The organism is Pseudoalteromonas sp. TP27 (assembly GCF_056470645.1).
This window is the reverse complement of the sequence record NZ_JARDAK010000003.1, coordinates 44,938-59,436: the sequence shown is the minus strand read 5'-3', so window position 1 is coordinate 59,436 and position 14,499 is coordinate 44,938. Positions and strand designations below refer to the sequence as shown.

Sequence of the window (14,499 nt, the reverse complement as noted above, 5' to 3'; positions counted from 1 at the left end):
AACAATTAAAACATATCGGCACTACATGTACTTAACTTATAACTAGTATAATTTAAATAAATAGAACTAACAGCGTTAACTACAATTCTATGTATATAAAATCAAAGTATAAATTATAAATATCTCAGATATTCATTTATTTATCATCCTATCTGTATACAATATCAGCGGCTATTAAATAAGGTACACTCATAAGGTACAACCATGAAAAAACAGATCAGCTTATTGGCACTTTTATGCACCGCTTCTGGTGCTTACGCAGAATCAGCACCTAAAAATGTAATTTATATGATTGGTGACGGCATGGGTCCGGCTTACACCACGGCTTATCGCTATTTTAAAGATGACCCTGCAACAAAAGAAGTAGAAAGCACGGTTTTTGACACTATTTTAAAAGGCATGGCGCATACCTACCCTGACGACCATACTTATGTAACAGACAGCGCAGCGGGTGCTACAGCGCTTAGTAGCGGTCATAAAAGTTATAATGGTGCAGTGGCTGTAGATACAGACAAAAAACCAGTTAAAACCATGCTCGAAATAGCAAAAGAGCGCGGTATGACAACAGCGCTTGTTGTAACGTCACAAATAAACCATGCAACGCCAGCGAGCTTTACAGCTCACAATGAATCTCGTTACAACTACGATGATATTGCTAATGATTATATTGATAATAAAATTGCTGGTAAATTACCCGTTGATTTAATGCTAGGTGGCGGTACTAAGTACTTTATTCGTGATGACCGTAATTTAGTTGAAGAATTTAAAGCTGCAGGTTATCAATATGGCGACGATATTAATAACCTCGGCCAAATTACACAAATACCTGCCATAGGTTTGTATGCACCAAAAGGCCTGCCATTTGCACTTGATATGAACCCAACTCGCCTTACTCAGTTAACATCTAAAGCACTTGGTTTACTAGATAACCAAAACGAAGAAGGCTTTTTTGTAATGATTGAGGGCAGCCAAATTGATTGGTGTGGTCACTCTAACGATATAGCCTGTGCAATGGCTGAAATGGACGATTTTGCTAAATCAATCGAAAAAGCAAAAGCATACGTTGATAAAAACAAAGACACGATACTTGTGGTTACAGCCGATCACTCGACGGGCGGCTTAACTATTGGTGCGCACGGCCAATTTAAATGGGAAACAGACGTAATTAAGGGTGTTAAGGCAACGGCTAGTAAGTTAACAGACAAGCTTATGGAATCTAAAGATTTAAAACCAGTATGGACTGCTAACACCAATATTGAATTTACTACTGAAAACCAAATCAAACTTGAGCAAGCTAAAAAAATGGGCGAAAAAGCGCTTAATTTAGCTGTTAAAAGTATTATTAGTGATGCGAGCTTTACTGGCTGGACAACCGGCGGACACACCGCTGTAGACGTTCAAGTATTTGCCTATGGCAAAGGCAGTGAGCAATTTATTGGCTCACAAAATAATACTGATATTGCCGATAAGCTAATCGGCTTTATTGAACAGTAATCTTTACCTCGTTTTGAACACAAAAAGCCCGAACACATGTTCGGGCTTTTTATTAAATTTTATAGCTGTATTTATCTAAAACGTTTGAATGAGCTTTAAGCGTATATATCAACGCCTATTAAATTTTGTACTTCGGCTCTGCGTTCTAAATTAGCAAATTCAGTATAAGTAGAAATCGCTTTGCTTACTTGAGCTGTCGGTTGGTCGTAAATTGTTTGGCTGTATTCATTGCTTTTAGCACTGCTTTTAAACAGTTGATTAGCCAGTTCGACGCCCTCAACACTGCTTTTTACATAATCGGTATTCGTTTTTTGAGCAGCCGGCTGGTCTAATAAACTCTGTGGTTTATTAGTAACAACTTTAGTAGGACTAACCCTACCCGGAATATCTCCGGTAAAAAAACCTGAACCAATAGGCAGCGTCATTACGCGTCTCCAACCTTAATATTGCATAAAATTATGATTTAAAAACAACCAATTTGCAAATAATACTTGAATTCAAGATATGGTTACTCTCGACCTGGTAGCTTTTTCCACGTTACCGTATCGCGCACATATTTAGGTTGAGCGTCACTCGCTTTTACAACATCACTCGCTAAAAACGCGGCTTCAACATGCGCTAACATATAACGCGCATCAGGCAATGTAATATCAGTATTAATTGTCACATTTTCAAAATCATTAAGCGCATCAGGGTAAGTTTTAAAGCCCGTGCCCACCGCTACAGATGGCTCTGTAGTCGCTATATAATCATTATTTAGTAAATCAGGTTTTATAACGCATTCTTGGTTAACTAAAAGCATTAAATTATTTTGCGCTTGGTAATGTGCAAAGTATATCTCACCCATACGCGCATCTATGCTTGGGTAAACACTCAGGCTGTCGTTTTGCTCAAATGCTTGTTGCGCCATAATAGCCAAAGTAGACACACCTACAAGCGGCAAATTAGTTGAATATGCTAAGCCCTGTGCTATCGCTACACTAATACGTACACCAGTAAAACTGCCCGGGCCTTGCCCAAAACCAATGACATCTAAATCTTTTAATTTACAGTTTGCTTTAGTTAATAGCTCATCCACAAGTGGAAGTATTTTTTGGCTATGTTGCTGCGGACATTCTTCAAAATGATGAAATGTTTGGCCCTGAAAATGTAAAACAATTGAAAGTGCTTCTGTTGAAGCATCAAGGGCAAGAATATTACTTTTGATCATTTTATTACTCTAATTAATTTGTTTTAAAAATGTATTGGCATCTTCTAAGCTTCGCGTGCGGCGCATCGGCGGTAAGCTTTTTAAAAATACTTGGCCATATTGGCGTGTAACTAAGCGATTATCGCATATTACAAGTACGCCTTTGTCTTTACTATCTCGAATTAAACGCCCTACACCTTGTTTTAGCGCAATAACAGCCTGCGGTAATTGTATGTGTGAAAAAGGGTCTTTACCCTGCATTTGGCAATCTTGCATTTTAGCTTGAAGCAATGGATCGTCAGGGGCTGCAAATGGCAATTTGTCTATAATAACACAGCTTAACGTGCTGCCGCGTACATCAACGCCTTCCCAAAAAGAAGCCGTACCGAGTAATACCGCATTACCATGGCGGGTAAATTTCTCTAAAATAATACGCTTAGACATTTGCCCTTGCATATAAACTGGGTAGTCTATTTGTGTGGTGAGCCCTTCGGCAACTAAGTGCATCATTCTATAGCTTGTAAATAGGACAAAACAACGCCCTTGCGCTGACTTTATAAGCTCAAGTGTTAATTTTACTATTGCGTGGGGCATATTATCCGCGTGCGATTCGGGTAAGTAACGCGGTAAACACAGCAGCGCCTGATTAGGGTAATCAAATGGGCTATCTACCATCATGCTTTGCTTTGGTTTTAAACCAAGGCTTGCATTAAAGTGCTCGAGTTTGTTGTCAACCGAAAGTGTTGCTGATGTAAATACAAAGCCTGCGCCCGTGTCTTGCATCATTTGAGCAAACTTAGCTGACACATTTAATGGCGTTATATTTATTGTTAAATAACGACGCGTTGTTTCGTACCAGTAACTAAAGCCGGTTTGAGCAGTATCAAAAACACGTTCTAACTGCCCTTTAAATGCCAATGCACGCTCAAACGGGTGCTCTATTTTATCGCTTCTATCTAGGCAAAGTTTAAGTACTTGATAAACAAAATCTAAATCACTGATAACACGGTGAAGTGCCGCACATATTTGTTTATCGCTGAGCTTTTCTCGCCAATCGCCTCTACTGCCATCAACACCAAACTGTAATCGTAAATCAGCAACGCTTGTTTCAAGCTTATTTAAGCTTTTACCAAGTTGTAGCATATCGGGTATTTCGGCCCGATAAATAGCACGTAAATCATTAATTAAATCCACCAGCTTTTTAGTGCTAATGCTCTCACCAAAATAATCACTGGCAATTTCACTTAACTGATGGGCTTCATCAAATATATACGCGTCGGCTTTTGGCATAAGTTCGGCAAAGCCACTTTCTTTTACGGCCATGTCGGCAAAAAATAAATGGTGGTTAATAACAACTACATCGGCATCAGCTGCTGTTAAACGTGCTTTACGTATATAGCAGCTTTGAAAGTCTGGGCATTCTTTGCCTAAACAATTATCGGCTGTTGAGTTTACATAAGGCAGTACTTTGGCGTCATCCTCTATACCAATACAATCAGCTAAATCACCCGATTGCGTTTCACTGGCAAACTTAGCCACCATGGCTAGTTGATGCATTACATCAGAGTCATCTGTAGGTACGTGCGCAACATGCTGATTTAGGCGATAGGTGCATAAGTAATTAGCGCGCCCTTTTAATAAGGCGGTTTTTTTAGAGGCACTAAGCGCTTTAACTAACTGCGGTAAATCGCGGTGGTAAAGTTGTTCTTGAAGAGCTTTAGAGCCAGTCGATATTATCGTTCGGCCTTTAGACTTAAGTGCGGGTGCTAAATAGGCAAACGTTTTACCAGTACCCGTGCCAGCTTCAACGACCAATTGCGAACTGTTTTTTAATGCATCATCAACGGCGACAGCCATATCTATTTGAGGTTGGCGAGGTGTGTATCCATCTAACGATAACGCCAAAGGTCCGGTTGCACTAAACAGCTGTTTGATAATACCAATCACTTTACAAGAAATAATAGCGCGATTTTACGTAAGCTAAACATCAAGGGCAAGTAATTAAGTAATCGGTTTGAGTATATAAATAAGGGAGCAGAGCTCCCATTAGTTATTATTGCGCATTTATAGTTAAGGTTATTCCACTAGCTGCGCTGTACCCCTTTAAGTCAATATACCACTTGCCCGCTTGTGGGTTGGTAATACTACACGTTTCAGCATTACCATTTTTATACGGTCTACATTGATATACAGATTCAGTTGATTGACTGGCAAAATTCACATATAAATCGGCATCGCCTGAGCCACCAGCCATAGTAATATTTAGAGAGGAATACCCTGCTTCTAAGTCTTGTGTAAACCGCCCCCAATCTCCCGTAGCAACACTAATATCAGTTTCTGTTCGATTAATGGGTTCAATCGCTGTTGTTTCACTATAACTGGCAATAAGAGAAACATTAGCAATAGCGTTCCATGCTTCTACCATAACGTAATAAATACCGTTTTGGGCACTCGCAATATCACAACTTTCATTGCTCGATGATGTTGTACTTTTACAATCAAAATTTTCTAATGTAGGCGCTGTATTAAATTTAACATATAGGTCTGCATCACCACTGCCCCCTGAGGTAGTAAAGTTTAAGTTACTTACGTTATTAGGTACCTGTAGCGTATAGATAAGCTGCGCTTTTGCATCACCAGAAAGGCCAGAAACTGCAACACCATTTTGTAACTCATTATTAGCTGGTGGCACTACATCACCTGTATTTTTTGCCATTTCAGCTAAATAACTCACAGCAAGTTTTGCAAATTTACTAGCGTGGTCAGCATCAAAATTAGCGTCATTCTCTGTATGAATTAACGGATTAATATCAGCCATCCTAGATTCAAATGGCATTGATGCTGCAAAGCCTTGTTGATACCATGATGCATGATCTGAACACCCATACCCACATTGGTCAAAACCATAGGTAATGCTAGGTAAGTAGGTGTCAATTAACTGACCTAAAAATTGGTTTTGAGCATTTGTAGTGTAATCAGTCATCATTACAATATCTTCGCTACTGCCATTATTTCCTGTCATATCAAATTGCACCATGCCGATCACATTTTTTCCTTGTGACTTATAAGATGAAGCAATATCTTTTGAACCTTTTAAACCAACTTCCTCTGCAGCAAAAGCGATTATATGAATTGTTTTTTTCGGTTTATAATCATTTTCAACAATCGATCTTAACACTTCAGATAATACAGCAATCCCCGATGCATTATCATCAGCCCCTGGTGAGCGACCGTTGCTTGGATTTGATTGATTAATTGAGTCTAAATGCCCACCAATAATGACAATTTCATCAGCCTCTTCATCTCCTGCAATCGTAACAATGACCGACGACTGTGCCCAACTATGAGTAAAGTAATCAACATTTATATCACTACGTGTACCTGCTAACTGTTGCCAGTAATCTTTTAGCCATTGCGAGGCATCTATTCCAGTTTGAGCCGTGTAATAGCGATTATAAAAGCTACTCATCGAATTAACTGTGTTCGTCAAGTTATTTGGACTAATACTATTTATTAATTGCTGAGTTGTTTGCGGATTGTCAATGCTGTATGTAGCAGCTAACGCACTTAGATTTTGATTTTGAACGGCAGCTAACTGTTGAGTGTATTCATTAGCCTCGATTAACGAATCATGGGCAACAAACCCACCACACCGATGATAATTATCATGCATAAATTGACTTAAGTGAGCAATATTTGCTGGCTTTACTTTTAACAAATTCACTGTTTGTAATGTTGTATTTTGTATACTCAATAATTCATCATTTGGTTTAAGCGAGTTTTGAACCTGTTTATAATGTTTGGCTGCAACGGGGTCTATCGTTACCCAAACACTTTCAGTATCTTGTGCGTATGAGGGTTGGGTAAGTAATAAAGTACTAGCACCGAATAGCATATTTTTTATCGCGCGTTTCATTAATTGATACCTTTTAAATCGAGTAATGCCTTTGAGGCGAGGGAGTTTTGAAAAATAAAAAAGGGAGCGAGTGCTCCCTAGAAATTAACTTAATCAGCTGAAATACTTAATGTTATACCGCTTGCCGCGCTATAACCTCGTAAGTCTATGTACCATGTACCTGCTTGAGGATTTTCTATTGTACACGTTTCAACGTTTCCATTTTTATATGGGCGGCACTCATAAGAGCTAGTACTAGATGCTGAACCAAAATTTACATATAAATCAGCATCACCAGAACCACCGGCAATTGAAATATCGAGTGAAGAATACCCTGCATCTAAATTTTGCGTAAAGCGTGTCCAACCACCTGAAGCAACACTCACATTGCTTTCTGTGCGGTTAATTGGCGAAGCGCCTCCGCCAGCAGACCCGTCATAACTACCTGTTAATGAAACGCCTGAAATAGCATTCCATGCCTCTACCATAACGTAGTATGTACCCGCTTGAGCACTGCCAATAGAGCAGCTTTCAGTACTTGTAGAAGTTGTACTGTTGCAATCGTAAGTGCTGAGTGTCGGTTTACTTCCAAATCGTACGTATAAATCTGCATCACCAGAGCCGCCATTAGTATTAAATACTAAATTGCTAGCACCCGCTGGTACATCAAGTGTAAAAAACAACTGATCTTTAGCTGAGCCACTTATACCAGTACGAGTAACGCCATTAGATAACGCTTCATCTTCCACTGGGGGAGTGGTTGTACCACATGAACTACCCGAGCTTAAATTAGAGTTTACGCCAACAGCACTTAGGGCTGCTTTAACTTCACTTGGATCGTAATTTAAATCACAAGCTGCATCCATAACGCCGTTACCAGCAAGATCCCAGTCAGTACTCGCAGTCCAATATAATTGGTTTGCACGAGCCATCACTTTAAATGCCTTTTCAGTATCCCAACCAGATGTAGTTGCTAAGTTGTAAAATGCTTTATTAAACACCCCAGAACTATAATGAACATCCATTCCTGAAGAGTAGCTTGATTGATTATCAATTGAGCTACCATCTTGTGTTGGATTATTCATGTAACGAAGAGCACCGCTGCCTTTAAATATATCTTTACCAACTAACCAATCGTTTGTCCCTTTCATGTAAAATTCAGCCGCTTCACCAGCCATATCTGAGAATGCTTCGTTTAAACCACCTGACTTTCCACTGTAAACTAAAGCTGAGTTCTGCTCGGTAAAGCCGTGACTTACTTCATGAGCCGATACATCTAGGCTAACAAGTGGATAGAACGTATTTTGGCCATCACCAAAGGTCATGGCACTGCCATCCCAAAATGCATTTTCATAGTTACTACTATAATGAACTCGCATTTGCAGTTGAAACGAAAGCGGCGGCGTACCAATCCAATCGTTATACATATTAAAAATCACATTGCCAAAATAGTGTGCATCGTTGAGTGGGGAGTACGCGCCATTTATCTCTTTAAATGTATTTTCAGGACATGTAAATGAATAAGCACTCGTTCCACTTGTACCGCCATTTAAGTTTATCGTACGAACATTCGCGTTATTCATCGTACAATTATTACCTGACTGACTAACGTCTAAATTATCAAAGTCAGTGCCGTAAATGTACTTCCCTGTTTTTAAGTTACCGCCAGGACCTGTAGCATCGGCATGTTGTAGGTTATCAAAGCTTAGTAACACATCCCCTGAGTTAGCATCAATGATTTGATAAGGACGAGATGGATTACTTCCATAAGTAACATAAGATACCTCGTACACTAGATGCGCTTTACTTTGATTGTCTACCCAAATGGCTAATTGTGATTTTTCATTGTGTTTTTTTAGTCCAACTGATTTGGCCGCTGCTGATGATTTTTGCAAACCTTTTGCAATAGCAAGCTTTTGATTAAGCTTCGGCACTACTGTATTTATGTCACTCGATATATCGTATACAGCTGCACCATGAGCATGCTTTAACTGCCCGCTACTGCTAAACGTTAAACTTACCGTATCTCCAATTACAGGCAAGCCGTTGTAAGTTTGTTGATAACGACGAGTAGTATCACCGTTATTACTTTTTATCTCTTTTAATACAACTAGTTCATTTCCTGCCTCTAAACCTACTAACTGATCAGGGCTGACCATCAAAACAGAAGACACACTATTTTGTGCTGAATTATTTATATTTGCTTGTTGATTTAAATATTTTTTATTTGCAGCTACTGCGCTTGATGCTTGTACCAAAGTAAAGGCAGCAAGTGTTGCTATTGTGATTTTTGATAAATTCACGTTTACACTCCATTTGTTTATTTTGTTTGAATATACTTTTATTAATCGGTACATCTTGTTCCCGATTAAAGCAATCCTAGGTTACAAATCATACAATTGAAAATGAAACAAAAAATTTACAATTAAAGTATTAAAAAATAAATTATATTCTTTAGATTCAATAAATTAAAAAAATAGCACCAAAAAATAAAAACATCCGATTAACACAATGTAAACATTTATTTACTTTGAGTAGCAATTTGAAATAAAAATAACACAATTAAGATGTATAAATTTAATAAAGTGATTTTTACAATATAAACACTATTAAATTTAACGAAAAGCCTAAAAAACAAACCTATTTTTAAAAGCTCGACTGAAGCTTTAACATCTTTAATGTCTTATTTACCAAAACTATTTTTATTAAAAATAAAAACACAATTTGTCGAACAAACACTGTGACATAGCTATATCTCGGGAGTAACATAGGCATGTTTAGATTCCGCTTAATCATATGCTTTTCTCGTTAATTAAGGTTAATCAATGAATGCTTGGTACCTCATTTGTTTTCTCTCTGCAATTGCAATATTTATAGCCTTTGCAAACCAGTACATCCTCAAAATGCAAACTACTATTGCCATTACTACCGGCTCTGTGGTTATTTCTTTATTGCTGATCGTTGCAGTTAAATTATTAGGCGATCAGAACGCATTAGCAATGACCCAAATTGTTTCCAGTATTGACTTTAACGAGTTACTACTTAAAGGCATGTTGGGTTTTTTACTTTATGCGGGTGCGCTCGAAATAAACCTACTTGCCCTGCGTAAGCAGCGGTGGGAAATTACTGCCCTGGTATTGTTTTCAACCATTGCTTCCACATTTATAGTGGGTTATTTGAGCTTTTATTTATTTTCAGTTTTTGGTTTTGATGTCCCTTTTATTTATTGTTTACTGTTTGGTGCGCTTATTAGCCCAACCGACCCTATCGCTGTACTTGCTATTATTAAACAAATGCGAGCGCCGGAAGGCATCTCAGTTCAAGTAGAAGGTGAGTCGCTATTTAACGATGGTATTGGTTTAGTTATATTTACCACTATATTTTCTGTTGCTTTTTATGGCACAGATGCACAATTTGGTGACATAGCAGAGCTATTCTTTGTTGATGCAATAGGGGGCATTGCGTTTGGTTTAGTCATTGCATTAGTTGGTCACTTTTTAATTATTAATAGCCGCGATGTAAACATTCGCTTATTAATTACCTTAACTATCCCAACAGCAGGTTTTGCTGCAGCAAATATTTGGGAAATATCTGGCGCACTTGCTATGGTAACCAGTGGCATATTAATGGGTAATATCACCCGCACTAAAGCAACTGAGCGCACAGGCCCTGAAGACACGCGCTACGTAAAAGATTTTTGGCATGCAACTGACAGCTTTTTAAATGCTCTACTATTTTTAATAATAGGTATGCTAATAGTCACTATGCCAATCACGCTTGGCGAAATTGGTTTAGGGTTATTAATGGTACCTGTTGTATTACTAGCACGCTTTATAAGTGTAGGCGCACCATTTGTAATTTTTAAACGCTTTAGAACTTACGATAAACACAGTGTTAAAATTTTAACCTGGGGTGGTCTACGTGGAGGTCTAGCACTGGCAATGGCGGCAGCTATACCACGCGAGCAAGTTTTTGTAGGCGGCTCTGACTTACATAACTTAATCGTTATTGTTACTTACGTAGTGGTTATATTTTCTATTATTGTACAAGGCTTAACTATTTCGCCGCTTATTCAAAGCAGCATTAAGTCAGCTGAGCAAGCCAAGTAATAAATGCTTTGTCCGCAACATATTCAGTAACCAAGTTATTATAAAAATCACTTGGTTACTGTTACTCACGTGTTACAAAAACACTTTAAAGTTCTATAAATTGTTATCCTTTTTATTTATCTGCTTTGTTTAAATTAATCTGCTTGAAATGCAAATGAAAACAATTATAATTTTGGCTTTTCCTCTGCAGGGCTTTTCAATGTCCATAAATAATTCTCACATGTTTATTAACTTTGTGTCTGTAAGCAAGCGTCAGCTTAATTTCATTTTTGCACTTTTGATCATGATGACGGCAAGCTTTAGCGTTTCTGCCTCACCCGATCAACAAATAAAAATAAAGCAAATTGCACAGCTTGCAGAGTACGTAGGTGTTGATTACGTGGCAGCTGTTGGGAATGGTGAAATACTCGACCCCGACGAATATCAAGAAATGACTGAATTTTCGCACGTTATTATTGAGCAAGCTGGGCAGCTATCAAGCCAAACAAATGAGTTTGATACAGTAAAGGCACAAGCTAAAGCTCTGCATACAGCGATTGCCAATAAAGCAAGCGTTGCCGATGTACGTGCAGCAAGCTCTGCGCTTCGTGAGTCGCTACTTACCTTTATGCCGCAGCTATCTTTACCTACATCGTTACTACCGGTTGAGCAAACCAAAGCGCTTTTTGCTGCTAACTGTTCAATGTGTCACGGCCCAAGTGGTCAAGGCGACGGCCCGCTTGCAAAAAACTTATCACCAGAGCCTACCAACTTTACCGATGAAGAACGCGCAACTAACCGCTCATTAATGGGCTTGTTTGACGCTGTAAGTAACGGCATTAACGACACGCCAATGGTTGCCTTTACACAATTTAACGAACAACAACGTTGGTCTTTAGCTCTTTATGTAGGTAGCTTGGCATTTAAAGATGTTCAAAAACCACAAAATGTAGAGCAAAATATTACGGCTTCGCAAATTGTAAACCTAAACCCTGCACAATTATCAGCGGGTCAAAGTGAAGCGCAAGCACATTACGTTAAATGGTTACGTGGTAATCCAGAGCAATTATTTACCGGTAAAAAAAATCCGATAACGGTTACTCGAACGCAGTTACTTGCAGCGCAAGCAGCGCATGCTAAAGGTAATTACTCTCAAGCGAGTGACTTAGCAATTAGCGCATACCTAGATGGCTTTGAGCTTGTTGAAAATAACTTAAATGCTTACGACGAAACTTTGCGTAAAAACATCGAAGTACAACTGATGAACCTGCGTCAAACCTTCAAAAACGAGAAAGATACTGCCATCGTTGGCGAAAAAGTAAGTGCGGCGCTAGCTCAACTCGCTAAAGCAGATAGCATGCTAAACGAAACAAAACTAACTGATGGCGCCCTACTTTCAGCAAGTTTAGTTATATTGCTACGCGAAGGTTTAGAAGCACTCCTCGTTATTATTGCCCTTATGACTGTGCTTATTAAAACTAAACGCCAAGACGCGCTTAAATATGTACATGTTGGTTGGGTAACCGCACTTATTGCAGGTGGTTTAACGTGGGCTGCGGCGCAAACATTAATAGAAATAAGTGGTGCAAGTCGCGAAGTTATGGAAGGTGCTGGTGCATTGTTTGCCGCTGTTATTTTGCTGTATGTTGGCGTATGGATGCACAGTAAAACAAGTGCGCAACAATGGCAAAAATACATAAAAGACAATATAGATAAGCGTCTTGAGTCGGGTACATTATGGGGATTAGCAGGGCTTTCTTTTATTGCCGTATACCGTGAAGTATTCGAAACCGTACTATTTTACCAGTCATTATTAACACAAAGCTCGCCTGCTCAATATTCATCTATTGCTTCGGGTTTTGCCATCGGTGTAGCAATACTGGCTATTATTACGTGGGTATTAATTAAATACTCAATTAAATTACCGGTTGCTAAGTTTTTTGCAATTACCACTTACCTATTATTCGCACTCTCGTTTGTGCTTATGGGCAAAGCCGTTATTGCATTACAAGAGGCCGATATAATAGGTATTGCGTCACTACCAATTAGCTTTGATATTGCATGGCTTGGTATAAAGTCAACATGGCAAGGTATTGTGGCTCAAGTTTGTGTATTCGCTATATTTAGCTTTTATATATTCAAAAGTAAAAGCCAGAAGTAATGCCAATCTGCTTAAGAGTTTAAGCTAATTGGAATAAGCAAAATACATAGTAAAAAGGCCCGCAAGGGCCTTTTTGAGTTGATTGCTTATGTATTTAGTAAAGTTGCTATTATCAAGCCCATGTATCTAAATGGGGGTTTTCGTCATCATCTAGTTTAGAATTTTTTTTATTATTTTGATCATCAAGTATATTGAGCTTTTTCTTTTTTTGTAACTCACGCCTTTTTTTATTCTCTAGTTTAACTTTTTCAGCCACAGCGCCACTTTGCACACCCGCAATATGAAAAGCACTTTTTGACTCGACTTCTAGCCTAGTTATTCTTCCTAAATAAGGGATCATAATATCCATACGTACTTCCTTATTTTAACTGTTTGATTATCAAAATGCTTAATTTGAATGATAAACAAACAATTATTCGTTAAAATTGCGCTTATTATCTTAATATTATCGACAGTTATAACATATGCTTTAATTAAGCTAAAAAAAACTTGCCATAATATAGCTGTTTATGTTTTTATGAATGCGAAATTTATTTAAACAGATAACAACTGCACGTTAACAAAACAACGGGCAGTTACATAGGATAAAAAATGCGCTTAAACCTGACAACAGTACATCATCACCACCATTCACCGGAATAACCTGTCAGGTCTTTCGCTGAGAGGTTATTCCTAAAAGGAACCTCTGGCGATTCAAATAACATTGATTCATTTTCGCCCTGAGGTTCCCCTCGGGGTTTTTAGTTTTTAAATTAAAGGAAAATGAATAATGAACAACAGTAATCGTCTACGTATCGCCATTCAAAAAGGTGGCCGCCTATCTAAAGATTGTCAAGATCTGCTAAAACAGTTAGGTGTTAAACTTAACCTTCGTGAACAACGCTTAATTGCACACTCAACTAATATGCCAATTGACGTACTACGTGTGCGTGATGACGATATTCCGGGTTTAGTAATGGACGGTGTATGTGACTTAGGCATAGTTGGCGAAAACGTACTAGTAGAAGTTCAAGCAGAACGGATGCGCCAAGGTGTTCCAAGTGAAGTAACTAAACTTTCAAAACTAGACTTTGGTTACTGTCGTCTTGCACTTGCATGGCCACAAGAGCTTGGCGCTCGCGATAAGAGCTGGTTTGAAGGCAAACGTATTGCTACTACCTACCCAGAAATTTTAACTCAGTGGTTAAAGCGCGAAGGCATTAACGCAAGTACAGTAATGCTTACGGGTTCTGTTGAAGTAGCACCGCGTGCAGGTTTGTCTGATGCAATTTGTGATTTGGTATCTACTGGCGCAACACTTGAAGCTAACGGCTTGATTCAAGGCGATACAATTTTAGAATCAAACGCCTGTTTAATTCAAAATAAAGATCTTCAAGACACTGACAAACTAGCACTAATCAATAAGCTTATGCCGCGCCTACGTGGTGTTAGACAAGCTAAAGAAAGCAAATACATCATGCTACACGCTCCAAAAAACAAACTTGATGAAATTTGTGAAATTTTACCTGGTTCTGGTCAACCTACTCTACTTGCCCTTGCTGGTAACGATGAATACGTAGCACTTCACATGGTAAGCAGCGAAACATTATTTTGGGAAACAATGGAGCAGTTAAAAGCCCTAGGCGCTAACTCTATTTTAGTTATGCCAATTGAAAAAATGATGGAGTAAGTG

10 protein-coding genes are annotated in these 14,499 nt (G+C 38.6%); 4 read left to right on the top strand and 6 right to left on the bottom strand.

Annotation, left to right across the window (positions count from 1 at the left end):
• The first annotated feature begins 204 nt into the window (after positions 1 to 204).
• The gene (locus PX700_RS04950; RefSeq protein WP_415636983.1) at positions 205 to 1,494 is read left to right on the top strand and encodes an alkaline phosphatase; all 1,290 of its coding nucleotides are present in this window, start codon (positions 205 to 207) and stop codon (positions 1,492 to 1,494) included.
• 95 nt (positions 1,495 to 1,589) lie between these two features.
• Here PX700_RS04950 and PX700_RS04945 read toward each other — a convergent pair whose 3' ends face one another.
• The 5 genes from PX700_RS04945 to PX700_RS04925 form a co-directional block, all read right to left on the bottom strand.
• Positions 1,590 to 1,919 (bottom strand): hypothetical protein, encoded by a 330-nt coding sequence (locus PX700_RS04945; protein WP_007580633.1) that lies wholly within the window; start codon positions 1,917 to 1,919, stop codon positions 1,590 to 1,592.
• An 83-nt stretch (positions 1,920 to 2,002) separates the two neighbouring features.
• Positions 2,003 to 2,704 (bottom strand): tRNA (adenosine(37)-N6)-threonylcarbamoyltransferase complex dimerization subunit type 1 TsaB, encoded by a 702-nt coding sequence (gene tsaB / locus PX700_RS04940; RefSeq protein ID WP_166376627.1) that lies wholly within the window; start codon positions 2,702 to 2,704, stop codon positions 2,003 to 2,005.
• A gap of 9 nt (positions 2,705 to 2,713) precedes the next feature.
• The gene (locus tag PX700_RS04935) at positions 2,714 to 4,630 is read right to left on the bottom strand and encodes an ATP-dependent DNA helicase (protein WP_479520027.1); all 1,917 of its coding nucleotides are present in this window, start codon (positions 4,628 to 4,630) and stop codon (positions 2,714 to 2,716) included.
• A 106-nt stretch (positions 4,631 to 4,736) separates the two neighbouring features.
• Positions 4,737 to 6,599: a M28 family metallopeptidase gene (locus PX700_RS04930; protein ID WP_479520026.1), complete on the bottom strand. Its 1,863-nt coding sequence runs from the start codon at positions 6,597 to 6,599 to the stop codon at positions 4,737 to 4,739.
• Positions 6,600 to 6,688: 89 nt separating this feature from the next.
• Entirely contained in the window at positions 6,689 to 8,881 is a 2,193-nt protein-coding gene (locus PX700_RS04925) for a M4 family metallopeptidase (protein WP_415636986.1), read from the bottom strand.
• Between the two features lie 522 nt (positions 8,882 to 9,403).
• Between PX700_RS04925 and PX700_RS04920 the strand changes: the two genes are divergently transcribed.
• Positions 9,404 to 10,687, top strand: coding sequence for a cation:proton antiporter (locus PX700_RS04920; RefSeq protein WP_415636987.1), 1,284 nt, complete (start codon positions 9,404 to 9,406; stop codon positions 10,685 to 10,687).
• A gap of 283 nt (positions 10,688 to 10,970) precedes the next feature.
• A complete protein-coding gene (locus tag PX700_RS04915) occupies positions 10,971 to 12,827 on the top strand; it encodes a cytochrome c/FTR1 family iron permease (RefSeq protein WP_479520247.1) in 1,857 nt (618 codons plus the stop codon).
• A gap of 112 nt (positions 12,828 to 12,939) precedes the next feature.
• Here PX700_RS04915 and PX700_RS04910 read toward each other — a convergent pair whose 3' ends face one another.
• Positions 12,940 to 13,176 (bottom strand): hypothetical protein, encoded by a 237-nt coding sequence (locus PX700_RS04910; protein ID WP_479520025.1) that lies wholly within the window; start codon positions 13,174 to 13,176, stop codon positions 12,940 to 12,942.
• A 420-nt stretch (positions 13,177 to 13,596) separates the two neighbouring features.
• On the opposite strand from PX700_RS04910, the gene hisG reads away from it, so the two are divergent.
• Positions 13,597 to 14,496 carry an ATP phosphoribosyltransferase gene (hisG, locus tag PX700_RS04905; RefSeq protein ID WP_479520024.1) on the top strand — a complete coding sequence of 300 codons (900 nt, stop codon included), beginning with the start codon at positions 13,597 to 13,599 and terminating at the stop codon, positions 14,494 to 14,496.
• Positions 14,497 to 14,499: the final 3 nt, after the last annotated feature.